At 35.3% G+C, this 21,592-nt stretch carries 15 protein-coding genes; 14 read left to right on the top strand and 1 reads right to left on the bottom strand.

Going from position 1 to position 21,592, the window contains the following annotated elements; all coding sequences use genetic code 11:
- Window positions 1-2: 2 nt before the first annotated feature.
- Complete coding sequence (gene metK / locus AA088_RS04635; protein WP_046743785.1) at window positions 3-1,259, bottom strand: methionine adenosyltransferase; 1,257 nt, start codon at window positions 1,257-1,259, stop codon at window positions 3-5.
- A 733-nt stretch (window positions 1,260-1,992) separates the two neighbouring features.
- Between metK and AA088_RS04630 the strand changes: the two genes are divergently transcribed.
- From AA088_RS04630 to AA088_RS04565, 14 genes are all read left to right on the top strand, one after another.
- On the top strand, window positions 1,993-3,288 hold the full coding sequence (locus tag AA088_RS04630; RefSeq protein ID WP_046743784.1) for an O-acetylhomoserine aminocarboxypropyltransferase/cysteine synthase family protein: 1,296 nt from the start codon (window positions 1,993-1,995) through the stop codon (window positions 3,286-3,288).
- 10 nt (window positions 3,289-3,298) lie between these two features.
- Window positions 3,299-4,288, top strand: coding sequence for an alpha/beta fold hydrolase (locus AA088_RS18705; protein ID WP_046743783.1), 990 nt, complete (start codon window positions 3,299-3,301; stop codon window positions 4,286-4,288).
- A gap of 24 nt (window positions 4,289-4,312) precedes the next feature.
- A complete protein-coding gene (thrA, locus tag AA088_RS04620; RefSeq protein ID WP_046743782.1) occupies window positions 4,313-6,712 on the top strand; it encodes a bifunctional aspartate kinase/homoserine dehydrogenase I in 2,400 nt (799 codons plus the stop codon).
- 75 nt (window positions 6,713-6,787) lie between these two features.
- Window positions 6,788-7,975 carry a trans-sulfuration enzyme family protein gene (locus AA088_RS04615; protein WP_046743781.1) on the top strand — a complete coding sequence of 396 codons (1,188 nt, stop codon included), beginning with the start codon at window positions 6,788-6,790 and terminating at the stop codon, window positions 7,973-7,975.
- Between the two features lie 88 nt (window positions 7,976-8,063).
- Window positions 8,064-8,315: a DUF2061 domain-containing protein gene (locus AA088_RS04610; RefSeq protein ID WP_046743780.1), complete on the top strand. Its 252-nt coding sequence runs from the start codon at window positions 8,064-8,066 to the stop codon at window positions 8,313-8,315.
- Between the two features lies 1 nt (window position 8,316).
- Window positions 8,317-8,931 (top strand): phosphoadenosine phosphosulfate reductase domain-containing protein, encoded by a 615-nt coding sequence (locus AA088_RS04605; RefSeq protein WP_046743779.1) that lies wholly within the window; start codon window positions 8,317-8,319, stop codon window positions 8,929-8,931.
- Between the two features lie 9 nt (window positions 8,932-8,940).
- Entirely contained in the window at window positions 8,941-9,846 is a 906-nt protein-coding gene (cysD, locus tag AA088_RS04600; protein ID WP_046743778.1) for a sulfate adenylyltransferase subunit CysD, read from the top strand.
- A gap of 9 nt (window positions 9,847-9,855) precedes the next feature.
- A complete protein-coding gene (locus AA088_RS04595) occupies window positions 9,856-11,103 on the top strand; it encodes a sulfate adenylyltransferase subunit 1 (RefSeq protein ID WP_046743777.1) in 1,248 nt (415 codons plus the stop codon).
- Between the two features lie 179 nt (window positions 11,104-11,282).
- A complete protein-coding gene (locus AA088_RS04590; RefSeq protein WP_046743776.1) occupies window positions 11,283-13,376 on the top strand; it encodes a HEPN domain-containing protein in 2,094 nt (697 codons plus the stop codon).
- Window positions 13,369-14,145 carry a uroporphyrinogen-III C-methyltransferase gene (gene cobA, locus AA088_RS04585; protein WP_046743775.1) on the top strand — a complete coding sequence of 259 codons (777 nt, stop codon included), beginning with the start codon at window positions 13,369-13,371 and terminating at the stop codon, window positions 14,143-14,145. The genes AA088_RS04590 and cobA overlap by 8 nt, the downstream gene beginning before the upstream one ends.
- Window positions 14,146-14,150: 5 nt before the next feature.
- Entirely contained in the window at window positions 14,151-14,744 is a 594-nt protein-coding gene (locus tag AA088_RS04580; RefSeq protein ID WP_046743774.1) for a precorrin-2 dehydrogenase/sirohydrochlorin ferrochelatase family protein, read from the top strand.
- Window positions 14,745-14,750: 6 nt separating this feature from the next.
- Window positions 14,751-15,806: an NAD(P)/FAD-dependent oxidoreductase gene (locus AA088_RS04575; RefSeq protein ID WP_046743773.1), complete on the top strand. Its 1,056-nt coding sequence runs from the start codon at window positions 14,751-14,753 to the stop codon at window positions 15,804-15,806.
- Window positions 15,807-16,159: 353 nt separating this feature from the next.
- A complete protein-coding gene (locus tag AA088_RS04570) occupies window positions 16,160-20,443 on the top strand; it encodes a GEVED domain-containing protein (RefSeq protein WP_156168406.1) in 4,284 nt (1,427 codons plus the stop codon).
- A gap of 171 nt (window positions 20,444-20,614) precedes the next feature.
- A complete protein-coding gene (locus AA088_RS04565) occupies window positions 20,615-21,592 on the top strand; it encodes an SAM-dependent methyltransferase (protein ID WP_046743771.1) in 978 nt (325 codons plus the stop codon).

Genomic DNA, 21,592 nt, shown 5'->3' with positions numbered 1-21,592 from the left:
TTTTACAATCCGAAAGCAGATTTTACCTTATCAACATAGTCTAACTTTTCCCAAGTAAACAATTCTACTTGCATCGTTTTGCTTTCACCATTTGGAGTAGTAAATGTTTTCTCTACAACTTCATTTTTACGTCCCATGTGTCCATAAGCAGCTGTTTCACTATACATAGGTGTACGTAACTTCAAACGGCTTTCAATAGCAGCAGGGCGCATATCAAATACTTCAGAAACTTTCTTAGCAATTTCACCATCAGTCATATTTACTTTTGCGGTTCCATATGTGTCAACAAAAATTCCCATTGGTTCAACCACTCCAATTGCATATGAAACTTGTACTAAAATTTCATCAGCAACTCCTGCGGCAACTAAGTTTTTTGCTACGTGTCTAGTTGCATACGCAGCACTTCTATCTACTTTACTTGGGTCTTTTCCAGAAAAAGCACCACCTCCATGGGCTCCTTTTCCTCCGTACGTATCTACAATAATTTTTCTACCTGTTAACCCAGTGTCTCCATGAGGGCCTCCAATTACAAACTTTCCTGTAGGATTGATATGATATTTAATATCATCACCAAATAGTGCTTGAATTTCTGGTTTTAATTTAGACTTTACACGAGGAATTAAAATTTGAATAATGTCTTCACGAATTTTAGCTAACATTTCTTCGTCTGTATCAGCAAAATCATCATGCTGTGTAGATACAACGATTGCTTCAACTCTTGAAGGGACATTGTCATCATTATATTCAATTGTTACCTGACTCTTCGCGTCTGGACGTAAGTAAGTGATGTCTTCATTTTCTCTACGCAATGCCGCCAATTCGATAAGGATTAAGTGAGAAAGATCCAAAGCTAGAGGCATTAAGTTTTCAGTTTCCTTAGTAGCGTAACCAAACATCATTCCTTGATCTCCTGCACCTTGTTCTTCTTTGGTTTCTCTATCAACACCACGATTGATATCTTCCGATTGTTCGTGAATAGCTGATAATACTCCACAAGAATTTCCATCAAACATATATTCACTCTTCGTATAACCGATTTTGTTTACAACCTCTCTAGCGATTTTTTGAACGTCTAGATAGGTGTTTGATTTCACTTCACCAGCAAGGATTACTTGTCCAGTAGTTACTAAGGTTTCACAAGCTACTTTTGATTCAGGATCGAATGCTAAAAAATTATCAATTAATGCATCAGAAATTTGATCTGCTACTTTGTCTGGATGTCCTTCTGAAACCGACTCAGAGGTAAAAAAATATGACATAATAAATCTTCTTTTATGATTAAAATGATGAAGAAAACTAAGAGTGATTGCTTGGTCGACTAAAGAAGTAGAAAATTACTGCTTTAGCATTTTTTAATATCCTGAATTTTCAGGATTTGAGGTTGCAATCAGTTCAAATTTTTCCTCAAATCAGCTGCAAATGTATAAAAATCTGTTCATAAACAAACAACAAAAAAATAGAATTTCATTTTTCTTTTAAAAACTGTTAAAATCAACTTTTTATGAAAAAATATTTGGATTTTAAAAAATTATGACATTACCTTTGTCACAAACAAAGACGAAGTATGTTTATTAAAGTTTGTAATATGTGTTGTATGATGTGTAGCAGAAATGCCGCAGAGGACACTATTGTATTACGCTAACTTTTAAAAGCATTATCAATAAATTCAAGCCTCTGCAAACGCAGAGGCTTTTTTCATGATTATATTTTAAGTTAATTTTTTAAGAACCAATGAATCGAATTTTTCAAATAGTAACTATCAAGACAACCATGACTATGTGTTGTTGTATGATGATGACTGCATGCATGATGTGTTGTGGTCACACTTGCTATTATCGAAAAGTTCCTGATAAATGGTAATTCGTTTATCGTAAGCATAAAAAAAGGTCTTTTTGGTAATACACATCCAAAAAGGCCTTTTTTCGTTGGTTGACACTCAAAATGAATCGAAATTCAAAAAAATAAATCACACAATTATCAAATACTAGAAAAATGAGTACACAAAAATTCGCAACAAAAGCTTTACATTCGGGACATGATACGACACTCAATGGAGGAACCCGAGCAGTACCAATTTACCAATCTACTGCCTATGTTTTCAATAACTCTGATCATGCATCCAATTTGTTTTCCTTGGCAGAAACAGGGAATATCTATACCAGAATTAACAACCCTACAAATGATATTTTAGAACAAAGATTAGCAGCTCTAGAAGGTGGAATTGCAGCAGTGGTAACTGCTTCGGGAACTTCAGCTATTGCAACAACACTACTAACCTTATTGAGAACAGGCGACCATATTGTAGCTTCCAACAGTTTGTACGGTGGCACTTATAATTTACTTAATGTTACGTTGCCAAGACTCGGAATTACAACGACATTCGTTGATCCTGCCGAAGAAAATAGCTTTAGTGAAGCTGTGCAAGAAAACACAAGAGCTGTTTTTATCGAGTCATTAGGAAACCCAAAACTAGATGTCCTTGACATTGAAGCAATTTCAGTGCAAGCCAAAGCTAACAAATTACCACTTATTGTCGATAACACCATTGCCACTCCTTACTTATTGAATCCTATCAAATACGGCGCAAATATCGTCATTCACTCACTTACAAAATACATCAATGGAAACGGAACTGCTTTAGGCGGCGCCATAATTGATGCAGGGACTTTTGACTGGACTAATGGAAAATTTCCTGAATTTACAGAACCATCACCAGGATATCATGGCTTAGTATATAGTGAGGCATTGGAAGCAGCTGCATTTATTGCCAAAGTTCGTATTGAAGGATTGCGTGATTTTGGTTCGGCATTGAGCCCATTTAACGCATTTCAAATTATTCAAGGGTTAGAAACTTTACCAATTCGAATCAAACAACACAGTCAAAATGCTTTAGAACTTGCTCAATGGTTGCAACAACAAGAGGCAGTAGCTTGGGTAAACTATCCTGGACTAGAAACTAGCAAATACAAAAAAATAGCAGAAAAATATTTACCAGAAGGGCAAAGCGGTATAGTTACGTTTGGAATAAAGGCGGGTTATGAAGCAGCTAAACGCATTGCTGATGAAACTCAGATTTTTTCGCTACTAGCAAACATTGGTGATACTAAATCATTAATTATTCATCCAGCAAGTACAACCCATCAACAATTAACGGAAGAACAGCAAATATCTACAGGAGTAACCCAAGATTTGATTCGTTTATCTGTTGGATTAGAAAATGTAGAGGATTTGAAGGCAGATTTGCAAACAGTGTTTGAAAAAATAACTTCCGGAATACCAGCTTCTTAATAATACAATTGTGGAAGAACAGCTAAAACATATAACCATTTCTGATTTCTTCACGGAAAGTGGAGCGTATTATCCCAATCTTAAACTAAGCTATCAATTGGTAGGCTCTGAAGATGCAAAAGCGCCGATTGTGTTGGTAAATCATGCGCTTACAGGAAACTCGGTAGTGACTGGGGAAAACGGTTGGTGGAATAACCTGATTGGAGAAGGGAAATGCATTGATACAAACGATTTTAAAATTTTAAGCTTTGATATTCCTGGCAATGGTTTTTCTAAGGAAACAGGCTTGATTAAGCGGTGTCATGATTTTGTAGCTAGAGATATAGCTAAACTCTTCATTAGAGGATTGGAAAATTTGAAGATTCACAAACTATTTGCTGCAATTGGAGGGTCGTTAGGAGGAGGAATTGCATGGGAAATGGCTGTTTTAGAGCCAAATTTGATAAAGAATGTAATTCCAATTGCTTCCGATTGGAAGTCTTCCGATTGGTTAATTGCCAATTGCTTTTTGCAAGAGCGAATTTTGGCAAATTCAAACAATCCAATTGAAGACGCTCGTATTCACGCAATGTTATGCTATCGAACGCCATTTTCACTGAAAGTAAAATTTCAACGAACCAAGCATAGAGAAAAAAAGATATTTAACACAGAGAGCTGGTTAATTCATCACGGGAAAAAATTACAACAGCGTTATCAATTAGGAGCGTATAAACTCATGAATCAATTGTTAAAAACAATTGATATTACAAGAGGGCGGGAATCGTTTGAAAGTGTAGCTTCCAAAATTACAGGAGCAATTCATATGATAAGTATCAATAGTGATTTGTTTTTTTCTCCTGAAGAGGATAAAGAGTCTTATGAAAGACTTAAAAAAATCAAGCACAATGTTTATCACGATGAAATTCAGTCAATTCATGGACACGACGCTTTTCTGATTGAGTATGAGCAATTAAATCTCATTCTTAGGAATATATTTCAAGTACAAAAATCATCCATCTAAACAAAGACAATAGACCAAATTATCATGAAAATATTAAAATTTGGAGGCAAATCACTTGCCAATGGAAAAGGAATTAAAAATACGATTCAAATCATAACTGAAAAAGCAAAAAAGCAAGAGCATATTGCGGTAGTTTTGTCTGCAAGGGGAAATGCTACTGATGAATTGCTGGAAATGCTAGAGAAAGCAGCACAGAAAGAATCGTATCATGAACAATTTACAGCGTTCAAAGCGTATCAAAGCCAAATAGATCGTTCTCAAGATTTTTCAGAAGAGTTTTCTACTCTTGAGAATATATTTCAAGGAGTTTCCCTTTTAGGAGATTATAGTGAAAAAATTAGAGATCAAGTTGCTTCGTATGGAGAAATTATTTCAGCAAAACTTGTTACACACTTACTTAAAAAAGAAGGTGTAAATGCACACTTTACGGATACTCGAAATCTAATTAAGACAGATAATACCTTTGGGAATGCGCGTCCATTAGAATTGATTTCTAAAAAAAATATCATAAACCACTTTAAGTCACATAACGGCACAACAGTTAACATCGTTACGGGGTTTATTGGTTCCAATGAAAATAATGAAACGACTACTTTGGGTAGAAACGGAAGTAATTATACAGCTGCTTTATTGGCTAATTTTTTAGATGCGGAAGAAATGCAGAATTATACACACGTAGATGGAATTTTTACTGCGAATCCAGAATGGGTGCCAGATGCTAAAAAAATTACAGAACTGTCATTTACAGAAGCAAATGAATTGGCAACTTTTGGAGCTAACATTTTACACGCAAAAACAATTGTTCCTTTACTTGAAAAAAATATTCCGTTACGCATTTTAAATACTTTTAATAGTGCTGATAAAGGAACTGTCGTGACACACAAAACTAAAAAAGGAATCAAATCAATCTCAGTATCCGATCATGTTGCGTTAATCAATATAGAAGGAAGAGGTTTGCTTGGGCAAGTAGGGATTGATGCACGAATATTCAAAACACTTGGCGAAAACAATATCAACGTAAGTATCATTTCTCAAGGATCTTCAGAGCGAGGAATTGGATTGGTAATTGCTGCCGAAAAAGCATCAAAAGCAGTAAGCGCTTTAGAAAAAGAGTTTGAGAATGAATTTTATACCAAAGATGTTAATAAGATTTCTGTTACTAGTGATGTGGCGGTCATTTCTATTATTGGACAAGATTTGAGTAAGTTTCATAAACCGTACAATGCATTGATTAAAAATCAAATCATACCAATACTATTCAACAATACTATTTCAGGAAAAAATGTAAGCTTAGTTGTAAAAAAATCTCAGTTATACAAAGCGATTAATGTAATTCATGGACAAATTTTTGGAATCTCTAAAAAAATAAATATTGCTGTTTTTGGAAAAGGACTCGTTGGAGGAACTTTATTAAATCAAATTATACAAAGTAAAAATGACATTTTAGAAAAAAACAATATCAAGCTTACAGTGTTTGCAGTAGCAGATTCACAATATGTATATTTAGATAAAAACGGTATTGATAATCAATGGGAAGAAGCATTTCTAAAAGAAAAAACAGCGTATACCTTACAACAAATCATTGATTATGCAAATACACATCACTTAGAAAACTTAATTGCGGTAGATGCAACTGCTAGTAAAGATTTTATTCATAATTATATTAGTTTAGTTACCAACGGCTTCGATTTGGTTTCGGCAAATAAAATTGCGAACACTGTTGAGTACTCATTTTATAAAATGTTGCGAAAAGAACTCAAGAAGCATCAAAAAAATTATTTGTACGAAACCAATGTAGGAGCTGGATTGCCTCTCATTGATACAATCAAACTATTGCACAAGTCAGGAGAAAAAATTAAAAAAATTAGAGGTGTTTTTTCAGGTTCTTTAAGCTATATTTTCAACACATTTTCTGTAGAAGATGTATCGTTTAGCTCGGTAATACAACAAGCTGAAAACAAAGGGTATACAGAGCCTGATCCGCGAGAAGATTTATCGGGGAATGATGTTGCAAGAAAACTGTTAATCCTCGCCAGAGAATTAGACTTACAACACGAATTTTCAGATATTATCATTCAAAATCTATTGCCTGCACATTTACAAAGCATTTCAGTAGAGCAATTCAAAACCAATATCAAGGATTTAGATCAAACATATCAACTCATCAAGCAAAATCAACAAGAAAATCATGTGTTACGTTATGTGGGCGACTTGTCAACAGAAACAGGTGTTTTAGAAGTAAAACTCATTTCAACACCAAGTAATAGTGCGCTGGGACAAATAAAAGGCTCTGACTCTATTTTTGAAATTTATACAGAAGCGTATACAGATCAACCATTAGTCATACAAGGAGCTGGAGCTGGAGCAGCAGTAACTGCCAGAGGAGTTTTTGGTGATATTTTACGATTAACAGAAAAACTATAAATACATTTTTAAACAAGTAAAAAAGTATGTCACAATACTGTACATGCTACTCAAACAAGCAACAAACAATCAAAAATGAATTCAAAACATATAGAAACAGAAGCTATTCGAACACAAATTGAACGCACAGAATTCTTAGAGCATTCCAATCCATTATATCTAACCTCAAGTTTTATATTTGAAGATGCTGAAGATATGCGCGCTTCCTTTGCAGAAGAAAAAAAGCGAAATATATATAGTAGGTTTACCAATCCCAATACTTCAGAATTTGTATCAAAGATTTGTAAAATGGAAGGAGCCGAAGACGGACATGCTTTTGCTACTGGAATGTCGGCTGTATTCTCAACTTTTGCGGCACTACTGAATAGTGGCGATCACATAGTATCATCTCGTTCGATTTTTGGATCCACACATAGCTTATTTACCAAATACTTGCCAAAATGGAATATTGAAACAAGCTATTTTAAAGTAGATGAAATAGATCAAATAGAATCACTAATTCAACCCAATACAAAAGTGATTTATGCAGAATCGCCAACCAATCCTGCAGTAGATATCTTAGACTTGGAAATTTTGGGAAACATTGCTAAAAAGCATGGCTTAATTTTCATTGTAGACAATTGCTTTGCAACACCTTATTTGCAACAACCAATTCGATTTGGCGCTGATTTAGTAATACATTCAGCAACCAAGCTAATTGATGGGCAAGGTCGTGTTCTAGGAGGAGTTACGGTAGGTCGCTCAGATCTTATTCGGGAAATTTATTTATTTTCTCGAAATACAGGCCCTGCTTTGTCTCCTTTCAATGCTTGGATTTTATCAAAAAGTCTAGAAACTTTGATTGTTAGAGTAGAGCGTCACTGTGAAAATGCATTAAAAGTAGCTCAATTCTTAGAAGAGCAACCAGAAGTAAATTGGGTCAAATATCCCTTTTTACCATCACATCCTCAATATGAAACAGCAAAAAAGCAAATGAAACTAGGAGGCAACATTGTGTCATTTGAAATCAAAGGAGGTGTAGAGGCAGGTAGGGAATTTTTAAACAATATTCGACTGTGTTCATTGTCAGCAAATCTAGGAGACACACGTAGTATTGTAACACATCCAGCTTCTACTACTCATAGTAAACTTTCAATTGAAGACCGGTTGGAAACAAGCATAACAGACGGATTGATTCGTGTATCTGTTGGGCTAGAAAATGTTAATGATATTATACAAGACATTAAACAAGCGCTATACGCTAAAATCGAAATAAAAATTTAATATAAAATTCATGTTTATCCTTAAAAAAACAAATATATTTGAATACTCTATTAAATCGATAGGGTAATAGTATTAATAAAAATCTGCTATGATTTTACAACAAATAACAAAACATAAAAGTGATTACAAATCAGATATTAATTCTGAAAGACCGTTGAGAAGCCTGTGTAAATCCATTAGCTGGCGAATAATAGGTACGTTAGATACAATCGTGATTTCTTGGCTAGTAACAGGAACATTACAAATGGCTTTTGCAATTGGTTCTATTGAAATGGTTACTAAAATGATACTGTATTTTTTTCACGAACGATTATGGAACATTATAAAATGGGGAAAATAATATGAGCATAGATTTACAACATATCAATAAAAAATTACGAGACAAATCTCCTAAGGAAATTATTTTGTGGGCTATTCAACAAAAAGGAAAAGCGGTCGTTACAACAAACTTCAGGCCGTATGAAGGAGCTATTTTACATGCGTGTACACACGTTTTTCCTAATATAGATGTGATTTGGTGCGACACAGGATATAATACACCAAACACATACAGGCATGCAGAGACATTGATACAGCAACTCAATTTGAACATTGATCTTTATGTGCCTAAACAAACCACTGCCCATCGCGATGTCGTATTAGGAATTCCTAATGTCGATGATGGAAAACATCAACTCTTTACGGAACAAGTAAAGCTGGAACCTTTTGCACGTGCCATGCAAGCACATAAACCATCAATTTGGTTTACCAATTTACGGAAAGGGCAAACGGCTTTTCGAGATTCGATTGATATCGTTTCTCAAGGGAAAGATGGAATCTTAAAGGTAAGCCCTTTCTATCATTGGTCTGATGCAGAATTAGATGCATACCTTGAAGAGTATAAGATACCAAATGAGTTCAATTATTTTGATCCAACAAAAGTTTTAGAAAACCGAGAATGTGGACTACATTCCTAATGAATAAACATGAGTACAAACGTATTACAAGCAAATATATTAGAAAGTGAGGCAATATACATTCTTAGAGAAGTAGTTGCACAATTTGAAAAACCTGTTTTATTATTCTCAGGCGGAAAAGATTCTATTACATTGGTAAGATTAGCTCAAAAAGCTTTTTTTCCAGCAAAAATTCCATTCCCTCTATTACATATTGATACAGGACACAATTTCCCCGAAACCATCGAATTTAGAGATCAATTGGTCAAAAAACTAGGATTGCAGCTTATCGTAAGAAAAGTGCAAGACACAATTGATGCAGGTAAAGTAACTGAAGAAACAGGGAAATATGCAAGTCGTAATATACTGCAAACAGAAACTTTGCTAGATGCAATAGAGGAATTTGGTTTTGATGCATGTATAGGTGGTGCGCGTCGCGATGAAGAAAAAGCAAGAGCAAAAGAACGTATATTTTCCGTTCGTGATGATTTTGGACAGTGGGATGAAAAAAATCAACGTCCAGAAGTTTTTGATATGCTTAATGGAAAAATTGATCATGGACAAAATGTACGAGTATTTCCAATCTCCAACTGGACAGAGCTCGATGTTTGGAGTTACATTGAAAAGGAACAAATAGACATACCTTCTATCTACTTTGCGCATACCCGAGAAACATTCTTACGTGATGGACTTATTTGGTCTGCCAATGATGAGGTAGTATACCGAGAAGATGATGAAAAAACAGAAGAACGTGTCATACGATTTCGCACGGTTGGGGATATGAGTTGTACAGCAGCAGTACTTTCTAATGCATACGATATTGCTTCAGTTGTGCAAGAAATACGACGATCTACCATTTCTGAGCGAGGTGCACGAATTGATGATAAACGTTCGGAAGCAGCAATGGAAAAAAGAAAACAACAAGGATATTTTTAATAGAAAAAAATGGAAGTACTTAAAATAGCTACGGCAGGAAGTGTAGACGACGGGAAAAGTACGTTGATCGGCAGAATATTATACGATACGCATTCGCTTACAGATGATAAGTTGGAAGCAATTGAACGTAACAGCAGGCAAAAAGGATTTGATTATTTAGATTTTTCTCTTGCAACTGATGGACTTGTGGCTGAACGTGAACAAGGAATCACAATTGATGTTGCTCATATTTATTTTTCAACACAAAACAGAAGCTACATTATAGCCGATACACCTGGACATGTAGAATATACACGAAACATGGTAACTGGTGCATCAACTTCGCAGGTAGCAATCATACTTATAGATGCAAGAAAAGGTGTTATAGAGCAAACCAAAAGGCACTTTTACATCAACAATTTGCTACAAGTAAAAGATATAATAGTAGCAGTTAATAAAATGGACCTTGTTGCATTTGATGAAGAAAAATTCAATAAAGTAAAAGAGGAAATCCAAACGCTAATTGACGGATCTAGTTACAAAGGACAAAATAGCACTTGTATTCCTGTGAGTGCTTTACATGGCGATAATGTTGTAAAAAAGTCAAACAAAATGCCTTGGTATACAGGAAAAACGTTAGTAGAACATCTAGAGCATATTCAGGCGCAAGATGTGTATGAAGAAGCTGCAACACGTTTTCCTGTTCAAACAGTAATAAGACCTAAAACAGACAACTTTCATGATTTTAGAGGATATGCGGGGAAACTGTATGGTGGAAGATTAACAATAGGAGATAAAGTAACCGTTTTGCCTTCAGGAACTCAATCTACAGTAAAAGAAATTTTCTTTTACGAAGAAACTTTTGAAAGCGCTGAAAAAGGAAGCTCATTTGTGCTTACCCTTACGGATGATGTCAATGTAAGTAGAGGAGACATGATTGTAAAAACCAATGAACAACCTACGGTTGGTAAAGAATTGGAAGCAACAATTTGCTGGATGGATAAAAAACCACTTACAACCGCTACAAAATACGGTTTGCAGCATGGAGTACACAATGTATTAGCAAAAGTGATAACAGTAGAAACTCATGAAGAAGCAAACTTCTCAGAAACAATAACTAACCAACATGCATTACAACTTAATGAAATAGGAAACATTCGACTAAAACTAAATAAACCTATTTTTTATGACAGCTACCATCAAAACAAGCACAACGGAGGTTTTATTTTAATAGACTTACAAACCAATACAACCGCAGGTGTTGGATTCATTAAATAAACAAGAAAATACGTGAACCAGAACAAAAAACATACAAATTCATGTTGCATCATGTGTTGCTCATGTACAATTCATACCATCAAAAGGCATATGAAGTAAAATGGTCATATCTATATTTTACAAAAGTCCTTTTGATACTCCATTTCAAAAGGACTTTTTTAATACTTGAAAATCAAATCATGCAAAGCTTTAGAACAGAAATAGAAAATCCAATCGTAGAAAAAGACATTATCGAATTGGAACAAAAAATCCGCTTATTTAAAGAAGGAAAAGTAGACGAAGAAAAATTTAGGAGTCTTCGATTAGCAAGAGGCGTATATGGTCAACGACAACCTGGCGTTCAAATGATTCGTATCAAACTGCCTTTTGGAAAAGTAACCAGTGCGCAATTACATCGAATAGCCGATGTAGCCGACGAATATTCTACAGGGAGGTTGCATATTACCACACGACAAGATATTCAAATTCACTATGTGGGTTTAGACAGAACACCAGAATTGTGGGCGCAACTAGAAAAAGATGATATCACACTTAGAGAAGCATGTGGAAACACTGTACGCAATGTAACAGCGAGTGCTACGGCTGGGATTGATATTGACGAACCGTTTGACGTTTCTCCGTATGCAGATGCGGTTTTCAAATACTTTTTGCGTAATCCAATCTCTCAAGAAATGGGTAGAAAATTTAAAATCTCTTTTTCGGCTACAGATGCTGATTCTGCTTTGAGCTATATCCATGACCTTGGATTTATAGCAAAACTAGAAAAAGAAATTCGGGGGTTTAAAGTAATGCTTGGAGGAGGATTAGGTTCACAACCTCGACACGCAGATGTACTCTATGAGTTTTTACCTACGGATGAAATAATTCCGTTGATAGAAGGCGTATTGCGAATTTTTGATAGGCACGGGGAAAGAAGTAAAAGAGGAAAAGCGCGAATGAAGTTTTTAATAAAAGAATTGGGTTTGGAAGCTTTTACCAAATTAATTGATGATGAACGAAAAGCATTATCAACTCATAAAATAGCGATTGAAACAACTACTTTTGATAAAGCACCTACATTTCAGCAGGATATACCTACAGAAGTTGTTATAAAAGACGTTGAAGCTTATGAAGAATGGAAAAAAAGCAATGTCATTCCACAAAAACAACCCGGGTTATTTGCAATTGGGATTCGTATATCATTAGGAGATTTTTATACAGATAAAGCACGATTATTGGCAGATTTAATTCAAAAATATGCTGCTGATGAACTACGATTCACATTACGACAAAATATTTTAATACGCCATGTGCGAGAAGCTTGGCTGCCTTACTTTTATCAAGAGTTACAAAAACTAGGATATACTAAAATAGGCTACAATAAATTGGTAGATATTACGGCTTGTCCTGGTACAGACACATGTAATCTTGGAATAGCTAGCAGTACTGGAATAGCCAAAAAACTTGAAAGTGTCATTTCTGAAGAATATCAAGAATTGGTCACCGCTAAGAATATAACTATAAAAATAAGTGGTTGCATGAATGGATGTGGTCAACATAACATGGCCGAAATAGGATTTCAGGGAATGACTATCAAGTCTGGGAAATTAGTAGCGCCAGCATTGCAAATATTATTAGGAGGAGGTGTTTTAGGTAATGGAAAAGGACTCTTTGCAGATAAGGTACTAAAAATTCCTAGCAAACGCGGACCAGAAGCATTACGAGTCATACTAAATGACTATCAGGCAAATGCAACTCAAACAGAAACATATACGGCTTATTATCAGCGAAAAGAAAAACTATACTTTTATGATTTGCTAAAATCTCTTTCAGACAGTACGAATTTAGCAGAAAATGATTTTATAGATTGGGGACATGAAACTCCATATGTTAAAGCAGTTGGCATAGGAGAGTGTGCTGGAGTTGTCATTGATCTTGTAGAAACTTTACTTCTAGAAAGTGAAGAAAAAATTGTAAATTCAAAAGAAGCATTTACAGTTCAATGTTATAGTGACAGTATTTACCATGCATATGCGTCTATGGTTAATGCCGCAAAAGCATTATTACTTTCCATACATGAAAAAACAAACTCACACGCTAGCATCATTGAACAATTTGACAAAGTATTTGTTGAAACTCAAAAAATAGCATTGTCTGAGTCTTTTGCAAAATTCATTTATCAAATTCGAGAAAATGAACCATCCGAAGCATTCGCTAAACAATACATTTTAGATGCGACATGGTTTGTAACTCAGTTAAAAGCATACAGAAGGGAGGAGTTGACTCATGTATAAACCCAAACTTACAGTATTAGGTGCTGGTCCTGGAGACCCAGAACTTATGACCTTAAAAGGAATCAACACATTGCAAAATGCTAATGTAGTATTATACGATGCACTAATCAATCGTGAGCTTCTTGAATATGCACCGAATGCAGTTCATATTTTTGTGGGAAAACGCAAAGGATTTCATCGATATACACAAAATGAAATCAATGAGCTAATTGTTGAAAAAGCACAAAAGTTTGGACATGTTGTTCGTTTAAAAGGAGGAGATCCGTTTATTTTTGGTCGTGGAGCAGAAGAAATTGCGTATGCCAAACAATATGGACTTGAAACGGAAGTAGTTTCTGGTATCACATCTGCCATTGCAGTACCAGCATCGGTAGGAATACCATTGACAAAACGTGGTATATCAGAAAGTTTTTGGGTAATTACTGGTACAACATCGCAAAGAAAACTATCAAAAGATGTGGCGCTAGCGGCACAATCTTCAGCGACAGTTGTCATTTTAATGGGAATGAGTAAACTTCAAGAAATAACCTCGCTTTTTACCATTGCAGGTAAACGTACTACACCAGTAAGTATAATTCAAAATGGCACGACCGACATAGAAAAGTCCGTTTTTGGAACTGTTGAATCTATCGTAGATAAAGTGGCAGAGAAAAATATAGGAGCGCCTGCCATTATTGTAATTGGAGAAGTTGTTCAGGAAGCTTTTACTTCAAGTCACTCCCAATCTGTTCCTACTAAAAATCTTTTCTCACTCAAAGAAGTTATTTAAAAACTATGGAAACAAACGAACTCTATCCAATATTTCTAAAAGCAGCACAACTTAACATTTTAATAGTAGGAGGCGGAAACGTAGGATTGGAAAAACTAAATTTTCTTCTCAAATCTAGTCCGCACGCAAAAGTATATGTATTAGCACCAGCAATTAAAGAAGAAATCTATGAGCTAGCAAAAAAACATATGTCAGTAGTACTAATTGAAGAAAGCTATGAGCATGATTATCTCGATGAAAAACATATTGTAATAGCAGCTACGAATGATCAAATGGTCAATTTGCATGTTTTTTTAGAAGCCAAACGGAGACACATATTGGTAAATCTTGCCGATCAGCCACAATACTGTGACTTTTATATGGGAGGAATTGTTACCAAAGGAAATGTAAAAATCGCTATTTCTACCAATGGAAAATCTCCAACAACCGCCAAACGTTTGCGCCAATTTTTTGAAGACATTTTACCAGAAAGCATCGACGAATTGGTGCAAAACTTACATAGTTACCGGAAAAGACTGAAAGGTAACTTTGAACAAAAAATACATTCATTAAACGAATTGACCGAAACACTTTTACATAAAAACAACATCAATAACTAAATACAAATGATACAAACAGATATTCTGATAATAGGAGCAGGACCAACAGGTTTATTTACCGTATTTGAAGCGGGTTTGCTAAAATTAAAAACGCACTTAATAGATGCATTGCCGCAACCTGGAGGGCAGTGTGCCGAAATATATCCCAAAAAACCAATTTACGATATACCTGGTTTTCCAGAAATATTGGCAGGCGATCTTATCAAAAATTTACTAGCACAAATCGAATCATTTAAACCAGGTTTTACGCTTGGGGAACGTGCAGAAACACTAGAAAGATTAGAAGACGATACATTTATAGTAACAACAAATAAGGGTACTCAACACCATGCGCCTGTTGTAGTTATTGCTGGCGGATTAGGTTCTTTTGAACCGAGAAAACCACCCATAAAAGGATTGGAAAAATATGAAGACAATGGAGTAGCATATATAATTCGTGATCCTGAAAAATACCGCAATCAAAAAGTAGTCATTGCTGGAGGAGGTGATTCTGCTCTTGATTGGACGATAGAGTTAGCAAAAATTGCTAGTGAAGTCACTTTAGTACATCGTAGAAATGAATTTAGAGGCGCTTTAGATTCTGTCGAAAAAGTTCAAGCACTTAAAAATCAAGGGAAAGTAAATTTAATAACACCAGCAGAAATTACAGATTTGCATGGGGAACAACAACTTACAGGAGTAAGTATTGTAAAAAATGGGGAAGCACTTACTTACTTAGAAACGGATCACTTTATACCATTATTTGGATTATCTCCTAAACTTGGACCTTTGGGAAATTGGGGATTGGAAATTGAAAAAAATGCCATAAAAGTGAATAACTCGTATGATTACCAAACCAATATTCCGGGAGTATATGCTATTGGTGATGTAAATACTTATAAGGGCAAACTAAAACTCATTCTGTCAGGATTTCATGAAGCTGCGGTTATGTGTCAGAGTGCCTATCAACGGATTCATCCTGATAAAAAATATCTTATGAAATATACTACAGTTTCAGGGGTTGAAGGTTTTGATGGTTCAAAAAAAGAAGCCAAAAAGGAAATTGTACAAGCCATTCACTAGATTGAGTTCAACTCGATAAGAAGTATTCAAACAGTAAAAAGTATCCTACAAGTCGTTTCTTTTATTTGAAACGGCTTGTTGTTATTGTATAAAAATACCAAGGTTAGTTATGTGTTTTTCAACATTTAAAAGTAATCTTTTTCTGAGAAAAATTAACATCAGAAGTATTTTACGTGTTAAAAAATGCAAGTTGCTTATTTTTAAGTGAATATAATGCGCTTTTATAAGGTGATAGGCGCTTTCTGTTTCGGTAAAAGGTTTAAAATCAAAGATGAAATGCAGTATTGCAAGGATGAACGAAAAGATAATTTTTCTACTTTTAACTGATTTTAAAGCCCTAACCCTAAATAGCCATGAGATTTTCCCATTGGTCGATATTATTCGTCATTTTTTTTACATACACAAATGCAACTGCACAATGCGCAGGAATTAATACAAATGCATGCTCAAGTGCAGCGCCAACAGTAATTGGAAATTCAGTTACTTGTACACCACCAGCCAATCAAGGAGGTAGACGAAATTTTCTAGTCACTAATATGATTGCAGGTGCCACATACAGAATTTCAAACTGTGGTTCAGGCTTCGATACACAAATGACCATTCGAAATGCAGCAGGTACTACTGTAGCTTTTAATGATGATAACGGACCTGCATGTGCGGGTACTGCTGCTTCTATAGATTTTACGCCTGCAACTACAGGAAACTATCGAATTCATCTAAACAGATATAATTGTGCGACAACAAATAATCTTAATGGAGATATTGTTGTAACATTAATGTCAAATCCAGCACCAGCAAATGATACCTGTGCTACAGCCACAACACTAACTGTCAATTCAGGAATTACATGTACAACGAGTACTTCAGGAACAACAGTAAATGCTTCACAAAGTATATCTGCAATTAGCTGTGGAGGTTTTACAGGAAATGCTGATGACGATGTTTGGTATAGTTTTACAGCAACTTCTACATCTCACACCATTACGGTTACTCCAGGAACTCTGAATGATGCAGTTGTTGATTTACGATCTGGAACGTGTAATGGTACCAATATTGCATGTGCCGATCTTACAACAGGAAGTTCCGCAGAAGTAATCAATGCAACTGGCTTGTCTATAGGTACTACTTATTACGTTCGCGTATACAGTTATGGAAATGCAACAAATCAAGGAACTTTTGACATTTGTGTTACAACACCAATTCCGGTAGTAGGACCTTGTCAGCCAACCACAGATACTCCTAGTACACTTTATATTGATGAGGTAGCTTTTCTTGGAACTTTAGAAGATGTTGTCAATTCAGGAACTAGTTACAGTACAGGGTTTCAAGATCATACTGGCTTGGCTACTTTATCACGTCAAGTAGAAGGAGAAGGAGTAAATGTATATGTGGAAGCAAACTTTAGATGTAGATGGAAAGCTTGGGTAGATTGGAATGGAGATGATGTATTTGATGAATCTACTGAAAAAGTTTATGACACTAATGGAATCGGAACTACGACAACAACATTTGGGTTTGTTATTCCTTTAGGAACTGCTGCAGGCGATTACAGGTTGAGAATTCGCAATTATTCAGGATATAATTATTCTATTGGAGATTACACTACTACATACGATTATACACCATGTGAAAACTTTACCAATACAGGAAGTACAATTAATCGTTACGGCGAAGCAGAAGATTATTTATTTACTGTTGAGCCTTACTGTGATGCGTTGATTGATACAATTACTGAAGGAGAAACGTGCGGAGCTGGAACAGTAGCATTATCAGCAACATCAACGGTTACGGGTTTTCAGCGATTTAGATGGTACGATGCTGAAACAGGTGGAACTATGCTGGCGGAAACTATTACTGGTAATTGGACAACTCCATCAATATCAACAACAACTACCTACTACGTGACAGTTTGGAACGGTGTATGCGAATCTTGGGTGCGAGAACCTATAACTGCAAAATTTAATCCAACACCAATACTAACAGTAACACCAGATGCATCCGATAGAGTTGTTTGTGGAGAAAATGATATGCTTGAAATATCAGCAACGGGTGATGTAGAAGATGTCTATTTAATTGATGAAGATTTTGAATCAGGAGGATTAGGCGCTTTCTCAAATGTATTCATTATAGACAATGGAGCAACGACAAATGCTCGAACAGCTTGGCAAAATCAAGTAAGTACTTTTGTTCCGTCAGAAGAAGTATGGTTTCCTGCAATTTCCTCAGGATTTGGAACGGATCACTTTGTTATTAGCAACTCAGATGTTGGTGCAGATGGCTCAGGAAACTCCTATATAACACACAACGCATTGCAATCAACAAGTTCCTACGATACGACTGATTATGTAAACCTCACATTAAGTTTTGATTGTTACTATTCTCACTATTTACAAGATGGTGTTGGTGGAGCAGATGATTATTTTACAGTAGAAGTTTCAACAGATGGTAGCACGTGGACAGCTGTTACTTCTGATATTATAGCAGATGTGGGTATAGGAACAAAATTTCAAAATCTTTCATATGATTTATCTGCTTATATAAATGAGCCAACAGTAAGTGTGCGTATTCGATTCTATGCGCTTTGGTCAGATGGTATTGCAGTAGATAATGTAAAATTATTTGGAGACAAAGATGTTACTGCTGTAGATTGGACAACGACACCTTCAGGAGTTGTAGATTTGTTCATTGACACCACAGGTGATGGAATTGGCGATACAGCATATGTTTCTGGAAGTTATGCAAAGGTATTTGCTATGCCAACATTAGCTCAACTTAATGTGCCATTTTACTCCTTTACAATTAATGCCAACTTTGCGAATGGCTGTGGAGCAGTAAGTTATGATTTTGAAATCACAAACAAAACACGAATATTCGAAAACACCTTAGATGCTTGGGGAGTCGCCTCTAACTGGGCTCAAAATCTAGTGCCAACCTCAGAAGATTGTGTAATTATAAAAGATACTGGAATGCCAGTAGACACAAGAGCTTCCGCAAATGGAGTAGCCAAAAATATTACCATAAAAAATGGAGGGTATCTTGAAATAGAGCCAGGTTGGTCAATTACAGTTACCGATTGGATTACTGTAGAAGCTGGCGGAACACTTCATGTAAGAGAAGGTGCTAACTTGATACAAATAACAGATGTCGCAACAAATAACAACACAGGAGAAATCATTATGGATAGAACCCCTTCAGGAGTCAATCCATCCGATTATATCTACTGGTCTTCACCTGTAGAAGGGTTTAATGTAGGAAGTATTTCTCCAGGAACTTCCCCAGGGTTAATATTTCGATGGAATCCATCAGTTGCTGGAAACGGTATCGGTAATTATGGACAATGGGAAAATGCTTCTGGTAATATGGGTATTGGAAATGGGTACATTGTACGAGGAATATCGGGAACAAGTGTAGCCAATACGGCTGAATTTACTGGGCGTCCAAGCAATGGTATCATTCATACAACTGTAAGCAGAGGAACTTACACAGGAGTAGACTATCCTGGGGCAGGAGGAACCAATGCGACTGCAGAAGATGATAATTGGAACTTAATAGGAAATCCTTATCCTTCCGCTATTTCGGCAGATGCTTTTATAACAGCAAACACAGGAACGATTTCCGGAACAGTATATTTGTGGCGCCATTTAAGTACTCCAAGCGATGCTTACAGTGATCCATTTTACAGTAATTATGCGTATAACTACAACGAAAACGATTACATTCAATACAATAGCACAGGATCTAATCCGATAGGATTTAACGGTAATATTGCTGCCGGACAAGGATTTTTTGTCTTTGTAGATGATGCAGCACCTGCGTCTACAACAGTTCAATTCAATAATTCCATGCGTGGAGTTGCTTATACAAACAATCAATTTTATAGACAAGGTCACTCAAATATAGGACAATTTGAAAATGGGGCAGAAACGGAAACAGAAAGTACAAATACGATTGAAAAACATCGAATATGGTTAGATATAATTACTTCAAATAATAAAGCTGCTTCTACTTTAATAGGATATGTAACTGGGGCTACCAATGCAAAAGATGCTTTGTATGATGGAAATAACCTCAGTAATTCACCTACGCATATTTATTCATTAATAGCAGATGAAAGTGTAATTATTCAAGGAAAAGCATTACCATTTCAAGATACAGATCAAGTTCCTTTAGGAGTAAAAATTGCACACAATGGAAATTATACAATTGCAATCAATGCTTTAGATGGTGTATTTCTAAATACATCTCAAGGAATATATTTAGAAGATTTATATACAAGTACAACTCATGATCTTCGTCTTTCACCATATAGTTTTTTCTCTGAAAGCGGAAACTATGACGATCGTTTTGTATTAAAGTATATCGCAGATAATAATAATGGTACGCTCGATCTTGATGAATTTAATGAAAATGTAGGTGTTGTCATTACTACAAATAAAGATAAAATAAGAGTACATTCTTACAATAGCAAAATTGATGAAATTACGATATACGATATAGTAGGAAAACGTCTACTTGATCGTAAAAATATCAATGAGGAAATCTACAATATAACAAGTTTGAAACATACAACGAGTACCCTCATTGTCAAAGTAATTTTGAAAAATGGCAAACAAAAAATTCAAAAAATTATTTATTAAAAATAAAGGATATATTTCCCAAAAAAAGCACGTTAGTGAACCTGTTTCATTAACGTGCTTTTTTAACTCATCAAATTCTTTTCAGAAAATTCTACAATATAAAAAACACAGGGAAATACGGGTTGCGAATTCAAAAAGGTTCACTTACTTTTATACAAAACAATCATATCAATGTTACGCAATACCATCAAGGAACTTTCAACCACCTTACTTAATAACACAGAACATTATAACCAAATAAAAGATACGGTCGATACAATTCACAAACACTTTTTGGAACATACAAATATTGAAAGTTTAGATGGAATTCAACATGTAGCTGCTGTTCCAACAGCAAGCGGTATGGCTTTATCTCTCAATCATGCAGCAGCATGTTTAATTGATTATCATCGTACTGCCAAATTGCTAAAAGGAATGGTAACGCTCATTCAAGAAAAACAACAACAGTATCCAAATGAAACTATTCACATATTCTATGCAGGTTGCGGACCATATGCTCCTTTTTTAACTTTGGTAGCTCCTCTATTTGACGCTTCAGAAGTTCAATTTTCATTACTTGAAATTAACGCTGCTTCCATAAACATGGCAAAGACGTTAATTGAAAAAATGGAACTTACTGCCTATGTAAAAAATTATTACACAGCAGATGCTGTTACCTTTCAAATTCCTGAAGCAAAAAAATATCATATCCTATTTAGTGAAACGCTAGATGCATTATTGTACCGAGAATCTTACGTGCCAATACTATGGAATATGCTTCCCCAACTCTCAAAGGATTGTTCTATAATTCCTAACAATGTTATTGTGCAAGCGAGCCTTACATTCCCTCAAAAAGAAACAGAAAAAACACGTCAGGAAAAAGAAGTAGCAACAATATTGAATGTTCGTGAAGCTGTACAACAAAGTGATGGAAACAAGCCTTTACCAGAATCATTTGAACCCATCACAATCAATCTAGAAGGAAACCAACGATATCATACAATGATTGTTGATACAAAAGTTCATATCAATAATGATATTTGGTTAACTCGTAATGAATCCTCACTAAGTATTCCACTTGAAATGGAAATAGCTTATCCTCTTGATGCGCCAAACGTTACGTTCTTTTATCAACTCAAGCCTTCGGTAGAGCTCAAACTTAAAAACTAA

Origin of the sequence: Kordia zhangzhouensis (assembly GCF_001005305.1) — a bacterium.
GTDB lineage: Bacteria > Bacteroidota > Bacteroidia > Flavobacteriales > Flavobacteriaceae > Kordia > Kordia zhangzhouensis.
The sequence above is the reverse complement of the archived record's forward strand: the minus strand, read 5'-3'. Positions and strand labels throughout refer to the sequence as shown.